Below are 21,123 nucleotides of genomic sequence, written 5' to 3'. Positions count from 1 at the left end.
AGTGTTTGGAATATTAACTTGGATGGTTTTGGCTCTTACTTTGATGTTATGCCAATTCATCGTTGGCATTTTTTTAATTATTGCTGGCATTAAATATCGTAAATCACTTACTATTATAGCTGGTTTAATTAGCATATCGCTTATCGTTGTTCCTATCATTTGTATAGGTTTTGGAATAGACTCAGAGGGGACACTTCCAATTTCAGGAATTTTATATTAGTGTTTCTTCTCTTTAGCTGGGCTATTAGCTATTATAAGTGGCAGACAAATATCCAGCATTCGTGCTATGGGGACAATTTTGTTTATAACAGGGCTGTGCTCCGTAGCTGGTTATCATTTTTTATATCTCACTCTTTAAAAAGACAAAAAAGCAGGGAAATTAATTCCCTGCTTTTCTATTTGGTTTATTGCCTGATGGTAAGAAGAACGATAACACCCAAGCAATACCGGCTAATATAGTTGCAATTAAGAAGGCATCGTTAATACCGTTAATTGCAGATAGCTTTGAAATTTGTCCGAATAATAGTTGTGTACTCATCGCATCTCCTGCTTGAGCTGATCCGGCTAATGCCGCTAAGCTTTGGCCCATACCGTATACTTTATCAACTAAAATCGGGTTTGACGTTGTTAACATATTGCCGTAATCCGCTACGTGAGCAGTAGTTTGTTGCGTCATAAGCGTGATTAATATCGCCGTTCCAATTGAACCAGCTACTTGTCTTGACGTATTTTGCGTTGCTGTGCCGTGAGAAATTAATTTCATCGGCAATGCATTCATACCAGCTGTCATAATTGGCATCATAATGAATGACATACCAATTGAGCGTATAATATAATCCGTCATAATAACGCTATACGGCGTATCCATCGATAACGTTGTAAATTTATATGTCGCAAATGTCGTAATGGCTAATCCGACAATTGCTAACGGACGAATACCATACTTATCAAATAGTTTACCTGCAACTGGTCCCATGATCCCCATAATTAATGATCCTGGAAGTAATAATAAACCAGATTCCATCGGTGTAAAACCGCGAATGTTTTGCAAGTATACTGGAAGTAATAACATACCTCCGAATAAGGCCATCGTTACAATCGCGTTAATTACTAATGTGAAAGTGAACGTCGGATATTTAAACACTTGTAAATCAAGCATTTTATTGTCTGTTGTTAACTCTCTCCAAATAAATACAGCTAAACCAATGACACCGATGATAAGTGTTATAACAACTTCTGCACTAGTCCAGCCATTATTTCCAGCTTCACTAAATCCGTACAGTAAGCTACCTAGTCCAATACTTGAACTAATAACACCGAATACATCTAACTTTGTTTTAGACACTGGCTGAGCTAGTGTAAAGAATTTTAAAGATAAGAACGTAATAATTAAACCGATAACAAACATCCCATAGAACATTAAGTTCCAGCTATAGTTTTCAATTACCCAACCTGTTACAGTTGGTCCGATAGCTGGTGCTAAAATCATCGCTACCCCAAGTAGTCCCATAGCTGCTCCGCGTTTATTAGGCGGGAATAATGTCATGAAGATATTCATACCAACTGGCATTAAAATACCTGCACCAACCGCTTGAATAACGCGGCCCGTCATCATCATTGTGAAGTTTCCTGATGTAGCACAAATGATAGATCCTACAGTGAAGAATAACATTGCTGCTATGAATAATTTACGATACGTAAATCGTGAAACTAAAAATGCACTGATTGGTACTAAAATTCCGTTTACAAGCATGAAGCCTGTAATTAACCATTGTGCTGTTGAAGTTGATACGTTAAATTCGTTCATTAATGGAGGCAGTGCAACATTAATGATCGTTTGGTTTAAAATAGAAACGAACATACCGAGAATTAATACAGCTACAACTGCTTTTACATTCACATTCTCTACCGGCAATTGTCTCTTCAGCATTTCTTTTTCCTGTTTTACTTGCTCTTGCTTCCCTGTTTCTAATTCCACTACGTTAGAAGCTTCTGTTTCTTGTTTTTGTTCAAGTTCTTTCTCTACTGTTTCTGCTTGACTTACTTCTATCTTACTTACGGCTGGGACTTGTTCTTCTCCCACATTCGTTTTTTTCTTTCGTAAAAGACGATTTATAAGGAAGAAGACGATTATACAAAATAGTGCATATCCTACAATTGCAATTGAGGACATCTCATCTCCCCCTTACTTATGAATACGAACTGACACATTCATTCCAGGAACAATATTTACTGATTTACTATGATCTAAAGAAATTTTAACTGGTACAACTTGCTTTACTTTCGTATAGTTCGCTGTTGAGTTACTTGATGGTAACATCGAGAATGTATTCGCCGTTGTTAATCCAACTTGTTCTACTTTTCCTGTTAACGTTGTATCTGGGTATGCATCTACATACACATCTACTGTTTGGCCTTTTTGAACATCATCAATATTTGTTTCTTCAATATTTGCTGTTACCCATAAATTGTTCATATCAAATGCGTAAGCAATTGGGCTTCCTGCTCCAACGAACGCATTAGGTGTTGCGTTTGATTGTACAACTGTTGCATTTTGTGGAATTGTTACATCTACTGTTTGCTCACCATTTGCTCCTGCTACAGTAACCGCACCTAATTTATCGTTCTCATTGTAGTTTTTTCCTACTTCAGCTTTCCAGTCTGTTAATTTACCTGCTACTGGTGATGCAATTGGGATTACTTTCCCATCAATCTTTGCATTTTCTGTTTTTAAATAGTTTTCCGATTGATTGTAATAGTAATAACCGCCAATACCGCCGCCAACTAATACAATTAATGTGATAATGTTGATAATTACCATTCTTCGAAACTGATTCATTGCATTCCTCTCCTTATATCGCATATAATTTTTTTCTAAACTATTTACACCCTTAGTGTTTATATTGTTTAATTGTTAATTATATTAACCTTTAAACAAAAAAAGCACACCTTTTACGATGCAAACTATGTTTTGTCTGCATCCTAGCGGTGCTGATTTCTAAAGGACTATCGTTTATAATTATAAATAATTATCCCGAATCTACAACCAACAATTTAAACCTATATGTTGTTTAAACAACATTACACTATACATGTGTTGTTTAAATTCAAAAAATTAAACGAGGTGAAGTAAAAATGTCTATTAAAAATACAAATGATCCACGTGTAAAACGAACGAGACAACTCATACAGGATGCTTTTGTCGCTTTAGTAGGCGAAAAGGGCTTCGAAAATGTAACTGTGCAACATATCGCGGAACGTGCTCCTGTAAATCGCGCTACATTTTATAGCCATTACCATGATAAATATGATTTATTAGACAAAAGCATAGAAGAAATGTTAGAAAAATTAGCTGAAGTAATTAAACCACAAAATCGAAATAAAGAAGATTTTCAGCTCACTTTTGATTCACCGCATCCAACCTTTTTAGCTTTGTTTGAACATATAGCAGAAAATGTGAACTTCTATAACGTTATGCTTGGTGATAAAGCCGCTGGAAACTACTCTTATAAAATGATGAAAACAGTCCAAACACATTTAACATTAAGCTTATCTATTTCACAACCTGATGATGAAGAACTCATGGTTCCTCGTGACATTCTTATTAGTTATGTTACAGGGGCTCATATCGGAATGATTATGTCATGGTTAAAAAGAGGCATGATTTATACCCCGCATTTTATGGCAATGCAATTAACTCGCTTAATTATTTTAGGAGCCCATACTGCAGCAGGATTAGAACGACCGTTTTAAAAATGGAAAAAGCGAAGGAAATTATCCTTCGCTTTTTTCTATTAATTAAATGTAATGTTATGTACAGCCTCTTTATCAAGACGTTTAATAACTTCCACAATTAACTTCACTGCGTTTTCATAATCATCACGATGTAACATCGCTGCATGAGAATGAATGTAGCGTGTCGCAATCGTAATTGCCATAGACGGAATACCGTTTACAGAAATGTGAATTGCTCCTGCATCCGTTCCCCCGCCCGCTACAGAGTCATATTGGTATGGAATTTGTAATTCATCAGCAACATCAACTACGAAATCACGTAAACCTGTATGACCAATAACAGAAGCATCATATAAAATGATCTGCGGTCCATCGCCCATTTTACTTTGCGCTTCTTTCGCCGTTACACCTGGTGTATCCCCAGCAATACCAACATCTACAGCGAATGCGATATCGGGCTTAATATAGTTTGCAGATGTTTTCGCACCACGAAGACCAACTTCTTCTTGTACAGTACCAACGCCGTATACAACGTTTGGATGCTTTTCATCTTTTAATTGTTTTAATACGTCAATTGCAATTGCACAACCAATTCGGTTATCCCATGCTTTTGCAAGTAACATCTTTTCATTCTTCATCACTTGGAATTCGAAGTACGGTACAACTTGATCCCCTGGTCGTATGCCCCACTCCATCGCTTCTTCTTGGCTAGAAGCACCAATATCGATGAACATGTCTTTAATTTCAACTGGCTTTTTACGAGCTTCTGGAGGTAAAATGTGCGGTGGTTTTGAACCAATTACACCTGTTACATCTCCTTTACGCGTTACAATCGTTACGCGCTGTGCAAGCATAACTTGCGACCACCAGCCACCCACCGTTTGGAAACGAAGGAAGCCTTTGTCATCAATTTGCGTAATCATAAAGCCAACTTCATCTAAATGACCTGCAACCATAATTTTCGGGCCGTTTTCTTCCCCAACTTTTTTCGCAACTAAACTTCCTAAATTGTCAGTAGAAAGTTCATCTGCAAACGGCTCAATATATTTCTTCATTACTTCACGTGGTTCGCGCTCGTTACCCGCAATACCGCGTGCGTCTGTTAATTCTTTTAGCATTGTCAATGTCTCGTCTAATTTTATCATTGCCAACACCCTCCTTTTTCTTCAGTCACTTTATTATACAAAAGGAAATTGAAATATTCAAAAATTAAATTAGTATCCTTGTGTTTGACGCTGATGATTTACTTCATTTTTATCTAAATATGCTTTTTCAATTTCATCTTGTTCAAATTCAAGCGCTTGTCCAAGGCGAAGATAGCTTGTAAATAGTTCAATATAGTTCGTAATAGAAGGTTGATCTGTAAAACGAATTACTTTCGCATATGTGTCTAAGAAAATTTCCACTTGTGTTTTATTCGTTTGCGCACATTTATAGAATAAGAAGTTTTTATCAATTCCTAAATCGATTCCGATTGATAAAATAAAATGCAAACCATCTACGTATTCTTCTAATATTACTTCACGTTCTGAAGCTGGTTTATTGCTCCAATATTTAAAACAACGTGTTTCATTTGCAAGTTCTCCAATTTCTACAAGAAGAGCTAACATTTTTTCTTTTAACAATTTCTTCGGTTGTAAGTCATGTTCTTTCACAATACGGTCATCTAATTCTTTTTGTAATTTAAATAGTTGTAGTAAGTCCATTCTATTGTCCTCCTCCAACATCGCATTTTCCGCAACAATGTTGTTTCATCTCAAAGTTCATTATTATTTTTCGTTTCTTATTAACAAGTCAGCTACCTACATCTTTATAAAGATAGCTTGTCCTTAATTTGCAAATACGTTTCAATCATCACTCATATATTGTTCACTTGATGAAAGTTCCATATCATCTTTCCATTATAGCAGTGTCGTTTCTGCTAGGAAAGATGCACTTCTCACGAATGAGTTCAAATAAAGTGAAACTTTAATAAGTGGGGGGGTTTTGTTCATCCCCACTTATTATTAGCCTTCACCAATCGGGCTTTTACGGGCAGTTGATCTCCCACCTAACTTCTTTGCTCCAGCTGAATTTTGAGGTGGGAGTTTTACTGCCCGCAAATAGGGGGATAAAAAAAGTCAGGAGGATTCTCCTGACTTTATATATATATTCTTTTATATCGCTATAGCTTTTATATTGATTTTGTCATATCGATAACGACACATCCGTTAATCTTTCCTACTTTCATGTAAAAGCCTCCTCGTTATCGTTACAAAAGTTCTTACAAGCACATCTTAATATACTTGAGCAAGAAATAACGATAATAAGTGGAAGATTTTACAATAAATGCAAATAAAAAAACCTTAGAAGAAAATCTTCTAAGGTTTTAAACAATTAGTTAATGTTGTTTTTTGCAACTGTTGCTAATTCAGCGAAAGCTTTTTCGTCATGAACAGCTAAGTCAGCAAGCATCTTGCGGTTAACTTCGATGCCAGCATTTTTTAAACCGTGCATTAAGCGGCTGTAAGAAAGACCATTCATACGAGCTGCTGCGTTGATACGTGTAATCCATAATTTACGGAAGTCACGTTTCTTTTGACGACGGTCACGGAATGCATACATTAGAGATTTCATAACCTGTTGGTTAGCAACCTTAAATAATGTACTCTTAGAACCGTAGTAACCTTTTGCTAATTTTATAACTTTTTTACGACGTTGACGAGTAACTGTACCACCTTTTACTCTTGGCATAATATTACCTCCTAGTTTGTTCTATATATCAGCCGAACTTATTTTAAGTTGTCAAGCATTTGACGAATGCGTTTGAAGTCACCAGCGCTAACTACACCAGCTTTACGTAGTTTACGTTTAGCTTTTGTAGATTTGTTAGCGAATAAATGGCTTGTGTAAGCGTGAGAACGCTTCAGTTTACCAGATCCAGTCTTTTTGAAACGCTTTGCAGCGCCGCGATGAGTTTTTTGTTTAGGCATAGGTATTTCCTCCTCTATCTATTACTTATCGTTTTTCGGTGCTAAAACTAAGAACATACTACGTCCTTCCATTTTAGGCTTAGATTCAATTGTACTAACTTCAGCACAAGCTTCTGAGAAGCGATCTAAAACACGTTGACCGATTTCTTTATGAGTAATGGCACGTCCTTTAAAGCGAATTGACGCTTTAACCTTGTCGCCTTTCTCTAAAAACTTGACAGCATTACGAAGTTTTGTGTTAAAGTCATGTTCATCAATTGTTGGACTTAAACGAACTTCTTTCATGCTAATTACTTTTTGATTTTTGCGCTGTTCTTTTTCTTTCTTCTGTTGCTCAAAGCGGAATTTACCGTAGTCCATAATGCGGCATACTGGTGGTTTCGCATTTGGAGCAACCAATACTAAATCAAGATTAAGACCTGCAGCTAAGTCTAAAGCGTCATTACGAGACTTGATTCCAAGTTGATCGCCGTTTGCGCCAACTAAGCGTACTTCACGTGCACGAATTTGCTCGTTAATCATCATATCCTTGCTAATAGTAAGCCACCTCCAAGGTTTTCTTAGAATACGTTTTGCAATTGTAGAACCCGAACAAAAAAAGTGCGGGCACACGGCACCCACACTTGTAATATCTTTAGTAAGAAATACATTTACCTGCTAACTGCGAATGCGTCCATCAGGTGAGAAGCGGGTGCTTCTACTTGTCAAAACCATATTCTATTATCCTTGATGAGTTTATCATAGGACATGACGTCTGTCAAGAAGACGCGATGTGTTTTACTAACAACAAGAAATATTGTAACAAACAACCAGCATACTTGCAATACTTTTTTATGATAAGTATTGTTTGGTTATTTTTTCTAGATTTTCTTTTTTATTATACATAAAAAAGCCGCGGTATACCGCGGCTCTTTCTTATCGTTTTCCTTCTACCTTAATCATGTCAACAAACGCATCTAATGCGATTGTTTCTGATTTTTGCTCACCATATTTACGTACGTTAACGCCATTTTCAGTAACTTCATTGTCACCTACTACAAGCATGTACGGAATCTTTTGCATTTGTGCTTCACGGATTTTGTAACCAATTTTCTCTTCACGAGTGTCTAATTCAACACGGATACCAGCACGTCGTAATTCATCTTGTACTTTCTTCGCATAGTCTAAATGTACTTGCGGAGAAACTGGAATTACTTGCGCCTGAACTGGAGCTAACCAAGTTGGGAATGCGCCTTTGTATTCTTCAATTAAGAAGGCTACGAAACGTTCCATAGTTGATACAACACCACGGTGAATTACAACTGGACGATGTTGTTTACCGTCTTCACCAACGTAAGTTAATTCAAAGCGTTCTGGAAGTAAGAAGTCTAATTGTACAGTTGAAAGTGTTTCGTCTTTTCCAAGAGCAGTACGAACTTGAACGTCAAGTTTCGGACCATAGAATGCCGCTTCACCTTCAGCTTCATAGTAATCAAGACCCATTTCATCCATAGCTTCTTTTAACATACCTTGTGCTTTTTCCCACATCTCATCATCAGCATAATACTTTTTAGTATCTGCTGGGTCACGATAAGATAGACGGAATGAATAGTTTTCTAAACCGAAATCTTTGTACACTTCTAACGTTAAGTTTACAACACGTTTTAATTCTTCTTTAATTTGATCTGGACGAACGAAAATGTGCGCATCATTTAAAGTCATTCCGCGTACACGTTGTAATCCAGATAATGCTCCAGACATTTCATAGCGGTGCATTGTTCCAAGTTCCGCAATACGGATTGGTAATTCACGGTAGCTGTGAATATCGTTTTTATAAACCATCATATGGTGAGGGCAGTTCATTGGACGAAGAACTAACTCTTCATTATCCATTTCCATTGATGGGAACATGCCATCACGGTAATGGTTCCAGTGACCAGAAGTTTCATAAAGTTCTCTACTTCCTAATACTGGAGTGTATACGTGATCATAGCCTAAGCTTGCTTCTTTATCAACGATGTAACGCTCGATAATACGGCGAATTGTTGCACCTTTTGGTAACCAAAGTGGTAAACCTTGTCCTACTTTTTGGCTATTAGTAAATAGTTTTAACTCTTTACCTAATTTACGGTGATCGCGCTCTTTCGCTTCTTCAAGCATACGTAAGTGCTCATCTAATTCTGCTTTCTTAACGAATCCAGTACCGTAAATACGTTGTAACATTTTATTATTGCTATCGCCGCGCCAGTAAGCACCAGCAACACTTAATAATTTAAACACTTTAATCTTCCCTGTAGATGGAAGGTGAACACCACGGCAAAGGTCGAAGAATTCGCCTTGCTCATAGATTGAAATAACTGCATCTTCTGGAAGATCGTTAATTAAATCTAATTTTAACTCATCGCCGATTTCTTCAAAGCGACGAAGTGCTTCTGCACGTGGTACTTCATGACGAACGATTTCTAAGTTTTCGTTCACGATTTTTTGCATTTCTTTTTCGATTTTCTTGAAGTCCTCAACTGTAATTGCTTCTTCCATATCAATATCGTAGTAGAAGCCATTTTCGATTACTGGACCAATGCCAAGCTCAAGCTTAACATCTTTATATAAACGTTTTAACGCTTGTGCTAAAAGGTGAGCTGTTGAGTGGCGTAAAATATATAAGCCATCTTCAGAATCTAATGTAATAATAGAAACTGCACCATCTTCTTCGATTGGTGTAACAAGATCAATCATCTCATCGTTTAATTTTCCAGCCACAGCTTTTTTCTTTAAGCCTGGGCTAATAGAAGCTGCGATTTCTTCAGTTGTTACTCCTTTTGGAAACTCCTTCACAGCTCCATCAGGGAAAGTAATTTTAACTACATCTGCCATCACTGGTCACTCCTCTTTTTTTTCAAAATAAAAAACACTCATCCCATAAAAAGGGACGAGTGTTGAATTCGTGGTTCCACCCTTGTTCCAATTAACCTTATTGTTAATTGCTCAAGTTCAACATAACGGTGTTGTCCGTTAGCAATTACTAGAAAAACGTTCACTGCTAAAGTTTAGAGGTGGTAAGTAATAATCCCGTACTAGGAAGCTCGCACCCTAAGGCTTCCCTCTCTGAAAATCGTAGATAACTACTCATGTCCTCATCATGACATTTCAATATATTTCATTTATGTAGGTAATTATATGCTCAAAAACTTAGAAAATCAAGGGCGTTACCTTTATTTTTTAAATTTTTCACATTGCGCTCAAACTCATGCAAACCATGTAATTGGACCCGTTCTTGAAATACATTTCGCAAAGTAACAATCATGTTATGATCTTGTTCTTTCGTATATAAATAAATCTTTTTCGGCGAAATAGAAAGAAGTGGTGCAATTACTTTCGTATCGATATATACATCCTGTTTCTTTAATAATTCTTCATCTATATATTGAACCAATTTCTCCTGTTTTAAACGCCTACCTTTATCATCATAGAAAATAAAACTTTCGTCAAAAATAAGATGTACACAGGACAAACGTGATTTCCGGCTACTTACTTGTTGGCGAAGTGTCTCAATAAATATTTGGTATTCCTGCTCCATCTTATACTCATCAATTGCAACTTCAGCAAGCTTAGTTACCATTTCCCTATATGTACGAAGACGAAAACGAACGTATGATGAAAACGAGAATGAGAGCGGATCACAAAGCCATTCATTCAAAGACGACGCAATATAAGATTCAAATTTTTGATGTGTTAAATCACTAGCTACTCCTTTTCTTCTTTCCTTTAAAATCTCATGTGCCATATGCAATATTTGATGACACTCTTCTTGTTCTTCATAAAAAAACTTTTCCTTTAAAATGGTATGAATCCATTCATTTTGTTTCACATTCATAATGAAATATAGTAATACTGGCAATAAAATCTTTTCAATATAATTTGATTCACATAATGGTATATGAATAACAACCTTTTGTTCGTTTAAATATACACTTGTTTCCTTATATAAGGATTCTGTTCTTTTCGTTAGTTGTCTGTATACGTACACAGCATCATTTTTTTCTTCGAAGCAAATTTCAATCACTTTTGTCCCCCCTTTTATCCCCGCTCTAAAGGATTGCATCTATACGTTACAAATCCTATAAGAGTCCGATCTATGGAAGTTCACTCTTAGTAGAAACCTATCTCCCATCGTTAGAACATCCACTCGATATGGCTTGCTAATTTTATATATATTAAGGGAGGGAGAAAAAAATGATACAAGCTACTCTGAAAAAATGATTAAAATAAAGTGAAGCTTTAATCAGTGGAGGTTTTGTCCATCCTCCACTGATTATTAGCCCGCACCAATCGGGCTTTTACGGGCAGCAGGGCTCCCACCTAACTTCTTTGCTTTACAGCCGAATTTTGAGGTGGGAGTCTTACTGCCCGCCAATAGCGGGATAAAAAAGAGCAAGCTTCTCAGCTCGCTCTTTACTTATTACGACGGTTCTTCCCACCAATTGGAATTGGCTTCGCTAAATATTTAATTCGTTCCATAATACGGGCCGCTTTCATCTCTTCTGCTTCACCGCGCTGTGTATACGTTAAATGATGTTCCAACTGTTTGAAATCAAAGTTAGATGTAAAGAACGTCGGTAAATTTTCCAACATACGGAATTGCAAGATTGCACCGAGTACATCATCACGTACAAAACTTGACATTGCTTCTGCCCCGATATCATCTAACATTAATACTTGTACACGTTTGACAGCATCAATCTTTCCGCTAATCGAATTATCTTGAATCGAACTTTTAATTTCACGTAAAAATTCAGGGAAGTATACGAGCATCGAACTAATTTTCTTTCGCGCAAGCTCATTTGCAATTGCCCCTAAAAGATACGTTTTCCCTACACCAAATTTACCGTACAAATATAAACCTTGTGCTTTTTTACCTGGTTCGTATGTGTTTAAAAATTCATTCGTTGCACCTATTGCATCAATACGTGCATCTAAATCTGAAGGGTCTAAATTTTCCATAGTTGCCTGCAAAATGTCAACTGGCATATATACACTTTGAACGAGTTTTTCATATTTTTTTCTCTCATCATATGCTACTTTTCTAATACAACGATCGTATTGAATATCAATCATCTTACCTTGAATGACGAGCTTCGGCTCATATCCTTGTAGCATATTTTTACATGACCCTAAATCTGGACAATCCGCACACCCTACACTTTGTCCAATATATTCATATAACTTCACAAGACTTCGTTCAATCATAGAAGTCGTTACTTCACCTTTATGTTCGTCTATAAATTCTTTCACACGAGGGTGCGCCATCACTTCTGCCTTTAAGACTTCATATCTATTTTTAAAGTTTTTATTTTCCATTAATTTCGTAAATGAATTTTGAATATGCTCCATTTTCTCACCTCAAAGAGCGTTCATTTTCTTTTATTAATCACGCTTATATTTTTTCAATACTTCTTCTAATCGTTTCCGTTCATCTTCTAACGTACTTGCATCTTTTTTCGCACTTACGTCATTTTTTACAGGTTCTTTCTCTTCTTCTTTCGACTCTTCCTTAAGCCAATCTGGTACCATTTCTTTTCGCACTGTTTTCTTCGCTGTACGACCTTTTTTCTTCGTCTCAGCCCACTCTTGATATTGACGATTCTCTTCTTTCGCTAGCGCCATCGCCTCGCCTACTGTACCGACCTTTTTTCGCGCCCAATGTCCAGCAATCTTCTCGACATACGTTTTAGCAAGCTTCATATCTGAGCGTAGCATAACGTAATAAATAAGTACATTCACAACCCCTGGCGTTAACTTTTGATTTATCATTACATCCTCAACGATTTGCAAGTCCGCTTTCGTCGCCTCTGCACCGCCTGAAATCTCTTTCAATAGTTGTTTTGGCGAGATTTCCTCTAACTGCTTCATTAGCATCTCTTCTTGCGTAGATGGCTCTTTCTCTTTCATTGTACGAGCAGCATGAGGTTGCACTCTTTCACTTAATACAGGTAACGCTTGGCCATTTTCGAATTGATACCAATCGCGTGCTCCCTTCCGAAGCCTTTCGATATCAATTGTTTGCACTTCTGTCACTGCGCCAAGAACGATATTTTGCATCGATAACACATCCACACCGTACACATAAGCGAGTGTAATAACACATTCTCTCACTTGATCTGTAATCGCCTTTTTAGGAACAAGCGCTGATAGTCCGTCTACAAATAAAGAGAAATCAAAGAAGTCGTTCCAAACTTTCGGAGCATCCCCATTCTCGTTACTTGGCATAATTGTCGTTTTCGGGATACGCAGTTCTTCTTGCGCATATTCAAACTGACCTGGGTTAAACGAATCAAATATATCGTTGAAGGAGCGCGTAACATTTTCATAAGAACCAAAATCGAATTCTTCTTCTAAGAAATATTGCTTTACTTGGTTGTATTTTGTCCGACTCAAGCGATTATATAAAAAGATACTTAAAACAATATCATCAAAAAACTGCTTCGGAGATAAAGGTGGTTGCAATTCATATATAAACATTCGAATATCTTTTTCTTTCTTAATATATACATTTAAAAGACCAATCGCTTCTAACTTTACTCGTTCCCCATATATTTCAGGAAGTTGCATTTGCATAGTCACCATAAGGGAGTGATGTGTATTCTCTTTTCCAAACACACGATCTTGCTCTAACTCTCCCCATAGTGTCATGTATAAGCTAAAAGCTCTACTACCTATTAACGGCTGATACAACATCGTTAATACTTTCCGGTCGTAATTATGTAACAACCCTTTCGCACTTACTTTATAACGATCAATCGGCAATAGCTCCATCCATGACTGTTTTTCCATTCTTGCTTTTCCTTTCTCTCATCCAATCTAACCTACATTTCACTCGTTCTATCTTTATTATATAATTTATTAGCGAAAAAGAGCTATTAGCTTCCGCTTCTAGCTCTCTTATCTCGTTTACTTACAGTATATAAAGAGATTCCTTCTACTCTCTCTCTTTTTGCAGTATATCTTTTAATTCTTCAATAAATACATTTAAATCTTTAAATTGACGATACACAGAAGCAAAACGTACGTAAGCAACATCATCAATATCACGAAGTTCTTCCATAACAATTTCACCAATCATATCACTTTTCACTTCTGATATACCTAAGTTACGAAGTTCACGCTCCACACTTTGTGTTACTTCCTCTAACTGCCTTAAAGATACAGGTCTTTTTTCACACGCTTTAATTAAACCGCGTAAAATTTTCTCTTTATTAAACTCTTCTCGTGTTCCTTCTTTTTTAACAACGATAAGAGGTGATTCTTCTACTCTTTCAAAGGTCGTAAAGCGACTTAAACAACTTTCACACTCTCTTCTTCTTCGAATAGAGCGCCCCTCGTCTACCGGACGCGAATCTAACACTCTTGTTCCATTATGAAAACAGGATGGACAACGCAATTCATTCACTCCTTTACACTATAATCTTTATTCTTTCGCTACTCACCTACATGTGAAAATATATATACAATATTATATAACTCATTCTTCTATAATGACCACTCTAAGTTATTACATATCATGATCCTATTTTATATAAACTAAAAAAGAGGTGCATTATACACCTCTTTACATTTTAAATCAATTATGTTCTTTTTTAAAGAGCTTTTGTTTCTCTCTGCTTAATTTCGAAGCTACCAGTGCCTCGAGGAAGCTCGATGCTCTCACGCGTTTTCGCGTTTAAACCTTCTGCAATATATTCTGCAGCAACATTTGGATCAATACGATCCCCACAAGTATAAACATCAATACTTGCGTAACCGTGCTCCGGAAAGCTATGAATTGTTAAATGTGATTCCGAGATAATTACTACTCCACTTACACCTTGTGGTGCAAATTTATGAAAAGCAACCTCACGTACTTCAGCACCAGCTCTTAGTGCTGCATCCACAAATAATTGTTCAATATACGGCATGTCATTAAGCTTGTCGAAATCGCAATCCCAAAGTTCAGCAATCACGTGACGACCCATCGTATCCATAGTATCCATTCTACAGTTCCCCCTTGTAAATTTATTCTAACTGTTCGAATTGAAAACTAATTTGCAATTTGGCTTGCTCCACTACCACGGGGGAAAGTTAGTCCAGAGAGGTCCTAACCCTTTAAGTAGTGACTACGTACCTCAGCTCTTAAGTTTACGAGTGTTAGTATACTTTGTTTATTTTCATTTTGCAACAACAGTTTTTTCGATTTTCTGTCATATTTTCCTCTTTACTTTTCCCTAAAAAAAATTAATGATTCACGAATACAGTAATCCCAACGTTTCGTGGTATGTCCACTATTTGAAAATATATTCATATAATTTTTTCCCTTTTCAGAAAAAAATAAAAAAAGAAGGCAAATATTTACTTGCCCTCTCTCTATTTCACTTAAATATGTTGCACATTTTCTTGTTTTGCTAATTCATCAACAACTAACGTTACAAGATCTACAACACGACGAGAGTAGCCCCACTCGTTATCATACCAAGCAAGCACTTTCACTTTACGATCACCCATTACTATTGTAGATAAACCATCAATAATAGCTGAGTGTGTATTTGTATTAAAGTCGATAGACACTAAAGGCTCTTCGCTGAATTCTACAATTCCTTTTAACGCACCGTTTGCAACAGTTTTGAATGCTTCATTAATATCTTCAACTGTTACATCACGTTTTACGTCTACTACTAAATCAACAAGAGACACGTTTGGTGTTGGTACACGAAGTGCCATACCATGAAGTTTTCCGTTTAAGTGTGGAAGAACTTTTGCTAGCGCTTTTGCAGCACCCGTCGTTGTTGGAATGATAGACTGTCCGCAAGCACGCGCTCTTCTTAAATCTTTATGTGGGTTATCAATATTTTTTTGGTCATTTGTATAAGCGTGAACAGTTGTCATTAAACCGTTTTCAATTCCGAACTGCTCATCTAACACCTTTACAACAGGCGCTAAACAGTTTGTTGTACAAGATGCATTTGAAATAACAGTATGTTTTGTAATATCTAATTGGTCTTCGTTCACACCAACTACGATTGTTACATCTTCATTTTTACCAGGTGCTGTTAAAATAACTTTTTTCGCTCCAGCTTCAACATGAAGAATTGCTTTTTCTTTCGAGTTAAATTTACCAGTTGCTTCAATTACAACTTCAACACCTAGATCTTTCCAAGGCAACTCCTTTGGATCGCGGTTGTTTAAAAGGCGAATCATTTTCCCATCAACTAGTAAGTGATCTTCAAATGCTTCCACTGTTCCGTCAAACTTTCCATGAACTGTATCATATTTAATTAAATGCGCTAACGTTTCTGATGGATAGCTTGCATTGATTGCTACAATTTTGAATGCGCTTTCTTTTATTGCTTGACGAAATACCATTCTCCCGATACGTCCAAATCCATTAATTGCCACACGAGTCATAATATGTTATCCCCCTTGAATGCGTTATACTATTTATCTCCAATCCCAATAATAGTATAACACAAAAAGGAGATATGTCACTAAGCATTTTCATTAATTTCACAATTTTTTAATCAATAATGTTCCATTCTTTCAAAATAGAAGCTAATTGTGTTTTCGTTCCAGTAATTGTGCCATCATTATAAATCACCTCATCTGCCTTCTTTACTTTTTCTTCTAATGGCATTTGAGATTGAATACGAGCCGTTGCTTCTTCTTCTGAAAAGTTATTTCGTTTCATTAAACGTTCCAATTGCGTATTCGGTGTGACTGCTACAACTAAAACACGATTAACGAGATTTGTTAATTTACTTTCAAACAAAAGAGGGATATCTAACACAACCGCTTGCATACCTTCTTTTATGTACATCTCCTTTTGTGAATTCATTTCTTCACGCACTGCAGGATGAACAATTTCGTTTAACTGCAATCGTTTTTCTTCATTATAAAAAACGACACTCCCAAGCTTTGGTCGATCAAGCTCTCCATCTTTTTGTAACACTTCCGTTCCGAACACCTCTACAATTTTGTTATATGCCGGTTTTCCTCGTTCTACAACTTCTCGCGCAATAATATCTGCATCAATAACCGGTATACTCATTTCACGAAACATTTCTGATACCGTACTTTTTCCGCTTGCAATGCCTCCTGTTAATCCAATTACTACTGTCATAATAATCCTCCTCACAATATTAAAGGCGCGAAACTAATGTTCCACGCCCATACTTACATTTTCCAAATTCCAATAATAATGAGTAATACCCCAGGCAGGAATGTAAATTTTTGTAACCATTTCATATTTGATAAAATCGTACCGAGCTTCATTCCAATAAATAAAAATAAAGAACTCATAACCGCGACTAATGCCGCCATCATCGCGGGTGCATAACCTAATAAAGATGCACCAATTCCAGCACCAAACGAATCTATAGAAAGAGCGATACCGAGAAGTAGCGCTTCTCCTGCAGAGATAGTTCCTGATTTATCAAAATCCGCAACAGTCGGCTTCCGCAAAATTTGAATCACTAACCCTAGCGAAGCAATTTCTAGTTTCCAAACCTTCTCCTCTTGCTTCGGTTCTTCTTTTTTATCACTTCGAAAAAATTGATATAATACCCAAATACCTATTCCAATAAGAACAAATCCGCCGATACGCGTTGCGATAACAGGTGAAAATATTTTCGCGATCATATGTCCAATTCCCATGGAAACGAGCATTACAGCTGCTGAACAGATCCCGATAATTATAATTGATCTTAGTGGAATTCTTACGCTCCTTAACCCGTATGTTAGCCCTACACTACAGCTATCTAAGCTTAATGTAAAAGCTAATAAAATAAGAGATAAATAAAGGTACATCGGTAAGCTCCTCCCTTATACATAGCTCTGCTCTATGTATATGACAAATGCCTATCCGATGTTATCCCTTTTCTATGTTCTAGGTTGGCAAATTGGGCAGTAATGTGTTCCCCTTCCGCCAACAACTGTTTTTTCTAATAGCGTACCGCAAGTCACACACGGTTCTCCTTTTTTCCCATATACATTTAGAAGTTCCTGGAACGAACCAATTTGTCCTTGTGAATTAATATACGTTCTAATTGTACTTCCGCCTCGCTTAACAGCTTCACCCAGCGTTGTAACAATCGCCTCGTAAATTCTTTCTATTTCTTCTTCTGTTAAAGATGCAGCTTCTCGTTCTGGGTGAATTTGAGAACGGAATAACACTTCATCTACATATATATTTCCAAGCCCTACTAAAAGACGCTGATCTAATAATACGACTTTTATTTTTCGATTTGTTTTTTGCAATCTTTCTTGTAAATACTGCGGTGTTAATTCAGCATCAAATGGCTCCGGGCCTAAGTCAGCAAGAGGCATTTGATTCAACTCTTCACCTTTCTTAAAGAGATGCATCGTACCAAATTTTCTCACATCTTTATAATGTAATTCAGTTCCATCTGTAAATAAGAAACGGACGTGCGTATGTTTATCAATCGGCTCATCCTCTTGATGAAGTAAAAACTTACCTTCCATGCGCAAATGTGAAACAATGACATAATTCGTTACATATAAAAGCAAAAACTTTCCTCTTCGCTTTATATTTTCAATTGTCTCGCCTCTTAGCATTTCTTTAAAAATTTCTGCATCATCCGGTCGTTTTACTATTTTGGGATAAGTAATAACGACATCTTCAATCGTTTTTCCTGTTACAAGATTTTCAAGCGTCCGTCTAACGTTTTCAACCTCTGGTAATTCCGGCATTTCATCACGTCCTTATTTCGCATCGTACCAAGTTGGACCGTAAGAATAATCAACTTTCAATGGAACGGCTAGTTCAATTGCATGCTCCATTACTTCAGGTACAAGCTTCTCTAATTTTTCAATTTCTTCTTTTGGTGCTTCAAATATCAATTCATCGTGTACTTGCAGAAGAAGACGTGCTTGTAATCCTTCTTCTTCTAGACGATCTGCCATAATAATCATCGCTTTTTTAATAATATCAGCCGCACTACCTTGAATTGGTGTATTCATAGCTGTACGCTCAGCAAAGCTACGTAAATTGAAATTACGACTCGTAATTTCCGGAATATAACGGCGACGATTTAATAATGTAACCACATATCCTTTTTGTTTCGCGTCTTTTACGATTTCATCCATGTATTCTTGTACACCAGGGAAACTTTCTAAATACTTTTCAATAAATTCCGCTGCTGCTTTTCTTGTAATTCCTAAGTTTTGCGAAAGACCATAATCACTAATACCATACACAATTCCGAAGTTAACAGCTTTTGCTTGTCGTCTCATGTTAGATGTTACTTCATCTTTCCCAACACCAAATACATCCATAGCTGTTTTCGTATGAATATCCATGTCATGTTGGAACGCTTCAACTAATCCTGGATCATTTGCAATATGAGCAAGCACACGAAGTTCGATTTGTGAATAATCAGCCGCGTACATGATCCATCCTTCTTCTGATGGAACGAATGCCTGACGAATCTTTCTTCCTTCTTCTAATCGAATCGGGATATTTTGTAAGTTCGGGTCTGTTGAACTTAATCGACCTGTTTGCGTTAATACTTGATTAAAACGAGTATGGATTTTAGATGAATCTTCATGTACAACTTTCAATAAACCTTCAATGTAAGTTGAATTTAGCTTTCCTAATTGACGGTAATGTAAAATATTCGGAATAATTTCATGACGATCCATAAGTTTATCTAATACATCCGCCGATGTAGAATAACCTGTTTTCGTCTTTTTAATAACTGGTAAGTTTAAATTCTCAAACAGAATAACCCCAAGTTGCTTCGGTGAATTAATATTAAATTCTGTTCCCGCAAGCTTATAAATTTCCTGTTCCATTTCCTTTAATCTACCTGCAAGTTCTTCTCCCATATTACGAAGACGCTCCGTATCAACTTTTACACCTTTCACTTCCATATCAGCTAATACACGTGCAAGTGGTAATTCTAATTCCGTAAATAATTCATATTGCTCGTTCTTTTTTAATTCTTCTAAGAACGTTTGCTTTACATCATATAATACATGCACTTTACGAGCTACATGCTCCGCTACTACCTCTAGCTCCGGAACAGCACGCTTCGCACCTTTTCCGTAAACTTCTTCATCCGATTTTACGGCATGCGTTTCTTTCATTTTCGCTACAGTACGGAAATCTTTATCCGTATCAGCTGGATCAAGTAAATAAGCAGCGATTAATAAATCAAAGTCAATCCCTTGAATATCTACACCTTTCCACTTGAGAGCAACGATAGCACGCTTCGCATCAAATGTATGTTTTCTCATTTCTCCATTTGCAAGCCACTCTTTAAAAGCATCCGATTTAAGAGCAACATCGGCCGGAATGAAGTAACAACCATTTTCATTTTGAATACCAAAACCTTGAATATCGGCTTTATGATAATTATCTTCTTGCACTTCAACAATAAGCGCACTATCTTGCTGAAGCATTTCTTCTGTAACTTCTTCTACAATATCAAATGTAATATCATCTAATTCAGCTGGAGCCGTTTCCTCCGGCGTAACACCTAACTTATTTAAAAGGGATGTAAATCCTAAATTCTCGAACATTGGAATCAAATCGCTTGGTTCATACCCTTTATATTCCATATCATCTACATGCACAGTAATCGGTGCGTCTGTAATAATAGTCGCAAGTTCTTTACTCATAAGAGCTTGTTCTTTATTCGCTTCTAACTTTTCTTTTAATTTCTTTCCACTCACTTGATCTAAGTTTTCATATACTGCTTCTACCGTTTCAAATTGCGTTAATAATTTAATGGCGGTCTTCTCACCAACACCTGGTACACCTGGAATGTTATCCGATTGGTCTCCCATTAAACCTTTCATATCGATAATTTGCTTTGGTGATAAGCTATATTTCTCAAATAAAGCTTCTTTCGTATATTCATCTACTTCCGTAATCCCTTTGCGAGGAATACATACGAGTGTATTATCTGAAACAAGTTGCAGTAAATCTTTATCTCCTGAAATAACTTTAACATGAAACCCTTGCTCACTCGCTTCTTTCGCTAACGTTCCCATAATGTCATCCGCTTCATAATTTTCCAGCTCATAACGCGGTACATTGAATGCATCAAGCACCTCACGAATAAACGGGAATTGCTCTGATAACTCAGGTGGAGTCTTTTGACGCCCTCCCTTGTAATCACTATACGTTTTATGACGGAATGTTGTTTTCCCCGCATCAAACGCCACAAGCATATGCGTCGGTTTTTCTTCCTCTAGTATCCTCATTAACATCATTGTAAAACCATAAATTGCGTTCGTATGTATACCTTTGTCGTTATTTAAAAGCGGTAGTGCAAAGAAAGCACGATACGCGATATTATTACCATCTACTAATACGACTTTTTTTTCCAAACTACAAACCTCCCCATACATATTTGAAACGATTTTTCCCACAGAAAAAAACCGT

19 protein-coding genes, 1 pseudogene and 2 other annotated features are annotated in these 21,123 nt (G+C 36.7%); of the genes and pseudogenes, 2 read left to right on the top strand and 18 right to left on the bottom strand.

What is annotated here, in order from left to right; genetic code table 11:
* Position 1: 1 nt before the first annotated feature.
* Positions 2-358 (top strand): annotated as a pseudogene (locus tag ABH959_RS14700) (ammonia permease).
* Positions 359-379: 21 nt separating this feature from the next.
* Here ABH959_RS14700 and ABH959_RS14695 read toward each other — a convergent pair.
* Together ABH959_RS14695 and ABH959_RS14690 are read right to left on the bottom strand one after the other, a co-directional pair.
* The gene (locus ABH959_RS14695; RefSeq protein ID WP_113935708.1) at positions 380-2,173 is read right to left on the bottom strand and encodes a DHA2 family efflux MFS transporter permease subunit; all 1,794 of its coding nucleotides are present in this window, start codon (positions 2,171-2,173) and stop codon (positions 380-382) included.
* A 12-nt stretch (positions 2,174-2,185) separates the two neighbouring features.
* Positions 2,186-2,839 carry an HlyD family secretion protein gene (locus tag ABH959_RS14690; RefSeq protein ID WP_113935709.1) on the bottom strand — a complete coding sequence of 218 codons (654 nt, stop codon included), beginning with the start codon at positions 2,837-2,839 and terminating at the stop codon, positions 2,186-2,188.
* 296 nt (positions 2,840-3,135) lie between these two features.
* On the opposite strand from ABH959_RS14690, the gene ABH959_RS14685 reads away from it, so the two are divergent.
* Positions 3,136-3,753 (top strand): TetR/AcrR family transcriptional regulator, encoded by a 618-nt coding sequence (locus tag ABH959_RS14685; RefSeq protein WP_016092410.1) that lies wholly within the window; start codon positions 3,136-3,138, stop codon positions 3,751-3,753.
* Positions 3,754-3,794: 41 nt separating this feature from the next.
* Here ABH959_RS14685 and ABH959_RS14680 read toward each other — a convergent pair whose 3' ends face one another.
* The 16 genes from ABH959_RS14680 to polA form a co-directional block, all read right to left on the bottom strand.
* A complete protein-coding gene (locus ABH959_RS14680; RefSeq protein ID WP_002088917.1) occupies positions 3,795-4,880 on the bottom strand; it encodes a M42 family metallopeptidase in 1,086 nt (361 codons plus the stop codon).
* A 69-nt stretch (positions 4,881-4,949) separates the two neighbouring features.
* Positions 4,950-5,441: a dUTP diphosphatase gene (locus ABH959_RS14675; protein ID WP_002015469.1), complete on the bottom strand. Its 492-nt coding sequence runs from the start codon at positions 5,439-5,441 to the stop codon at positions 4,950-4,952.
* A 670-nt stretch (positions 5,442-6,111) separates the two neighbouring features.
* Positions 6,112-6,468: a 50S ribosomal protein L20 gene (gene rplT / locus ABH959_RS14670; RefSeq protein ID WP_001138364.1), complete on the bottom strand. Its 357-nt coding sequence runs from the start codon at positions 6,466-6,468 to the stop codon at positions 6,112-6,114.
* A 38-nt stretch (positions 6,469-6,506) separates the two neighbouring features.
* A complete protein-coding gene (gene rpmI, locus ABH959_RS14665; protein WP_001125945.1) occupies positions 6,507-6,707 on the bottom strand; it encodes a 50S ribosomal protein L35 in 201 nt (66 codons plus the stop codon).
* 21 nt (positions 6,708-6,728) lie between these two features.
* A complete protein-coding gene (gene infC, locus ABH959_RS14660; RefSeq protein ID WP_002015470.1) occupies positions 6,729-7,232 on the bottom strand; it encodes a translation initiation factor IF-3 in 504 nt (167 codons plus the stop codon).
* Positions 7,233-7,295: 63 nt separating this feature from the next.
* Positions 7,296-7,416 (bottom strand) — a sequence feature (ribosomal protein L20 leader region).
* Positions 7,417-7,622: 206 nt separating this feature from the next.
* Positions 7,623-9,560: a threonine--tRNA ligase gene (gene thrS / locus ABH959_RS14655; protein WP_002034275.1), complete on the bottom strand. Its 1,938-nt coding sequence runs from the start codon at positions 9,558-9,560 to the stop codon at positions 7,623-7,625.
* Positions 9,561-9,608: 48 nt separating this feature from the next.
* Positions 9,609-9,836 (bottom strand) — a binding site (T-box leader).
* Positions 9,837-9,867: 31 nt separating this feature from the next.
* Complete coding sequence (gene ytxC / locus ABH959_RS14650; protein ID WP_113935710.1) at positions 9,868-10,749, bottom strand: putative sporulation protein YtxC; 882 nt, start codon at positions 10,747-10,749, stop codon at positions 9,868-9,870.
* A 389-nt stretch (positions 10,750-11,138) separates the two neighbouring features.
* Positions 11,139-12,077, bottom strand: a complete 939-nt coding sequence (gene dnaI / locus ABH959_RS14645; protein ID WP_002015473.1) for a primosomal protein DnaI — start codon at positions 12,075-12,077, stop codon at positions 11,139-11,141.
* A gap of 33 nt (positions 12,078-12,110) precedes the next feature.
* A complete protein-coding gene (locus ABH959_RS14640) occupies positions 12,111-13,517 on the bottom strand; it encodes a replication initiation and membrane attachment family protein (protein ID WP_113935711.1) in 1,407 nt (468 codons plus the stop codon).
* A 145-nt stretch (positions 13,518-13,662) separates the two neighbouring features.
* Positions 13,663-14,124 carry a transcriptional regulator NrdR gene (gene nrdR, locus ABH959_RS14635; RefSeq protein WP_001203686.1) on the bottom strand — a complete coding sequence of 154 codons (462 nt, stop codon included), beginning with the start codon at positions 14,122-14,124 and terminating at the stop codon, positions 13,663-13,665.
* A 196-nt stretch (positions 14,125-14,320) separates the two neighbouring features.
* Complete coding sequence (speD, locus tag ABH959_RS14630; protein ID WP_002003660.1) at positions 14,321-14,704, bottom strand: adenosylmethionine decarboxylase; 384 nt, start codon at positions 14,702-14,704, stop codon at positions 14,321-14,323.
* A gap of 388 nt (positions 14,705-15,092) precedes the next feature.
* A complete protein-coding gene (locus ABH959_RS14625) occupies positions 15,093-16,121 on the bottom strand; it encodes a glyceraldehyde-3-phosphate dehydrogenase (RefSeq protein ID WP_002088923.1) in 1,029 nt (342 codons plus the stop codon).
* 109 nt (positions 16,122-16,230) lie between these two features.
* Positions 16,231-16,833 carry a dephospho-CoA kinase gene (gene coaE / locus ABH959_RS14620; RefSeq protein WP_113935712.1) on the bottom strand — a complete coding sequence of 201 codons (603 nt, stop codon included), beginning with the start codon at positions 16,831-16,833 and terminating at the stop codon, positions 16,231-16,233.
* A gap of 53 nt (positions 16,834-16,886) precedes the next feature.
* Positions 16,887-17,519, bottom strand: a complete 633-nt coding sequence (gene ytaF / locus ABH959_RS14615; protein ID WP_002190849.1) for a sporulation membrane protein YtaF — start codon at positions 17,517-17,519, stop codon at positions 16,887-16,889.
* A 72-nt stretch (positions 17,520-17,591) separates the two neighbouring features.
* Entirely contained in the window at positions 17,592-18,422 is an 831-nt protein-coding gene (mutM, locus tag ABH959_RS14610) for a DNA-formamidopyrimidine glycosylase (protein ID WP_113935713.1), read from the bottom strand.
* A 12-nt stretch (positions 18,423-18,434) separates the two neighbouring features.
* Positions 18,435-21,068 carry a DNA polymerase I gene (polA, locus tag ABH959_RS14605; RefSeq protein ID WP_002164995.1) on the bottom strand — a complete coding sequence of 878 codons (2,634 nt, stop codon included), beginning with the start codon at positions 21,066-21,068 and terminating at the stop codon, positions 18,435-18,437.
* Positions 21,069-21,123 lie beyond the last annotated feature (55 nt).

It is taken from the genome of Bacillus sp. RC51 (assembly GCF_044908115.1).
Taxonomy (GTDB): domain Bacteria; phylum Bacillota; class Bacilli; order Bacillales; family Bacillaceae_G; genus Bacillus_A; species Bacillus_A mycoides.
The sequence above is the reverse complement of the archived record's forward strand: the minus strand, read 5'-3'. Positions and strand labels throughout refer to the sequence as shown.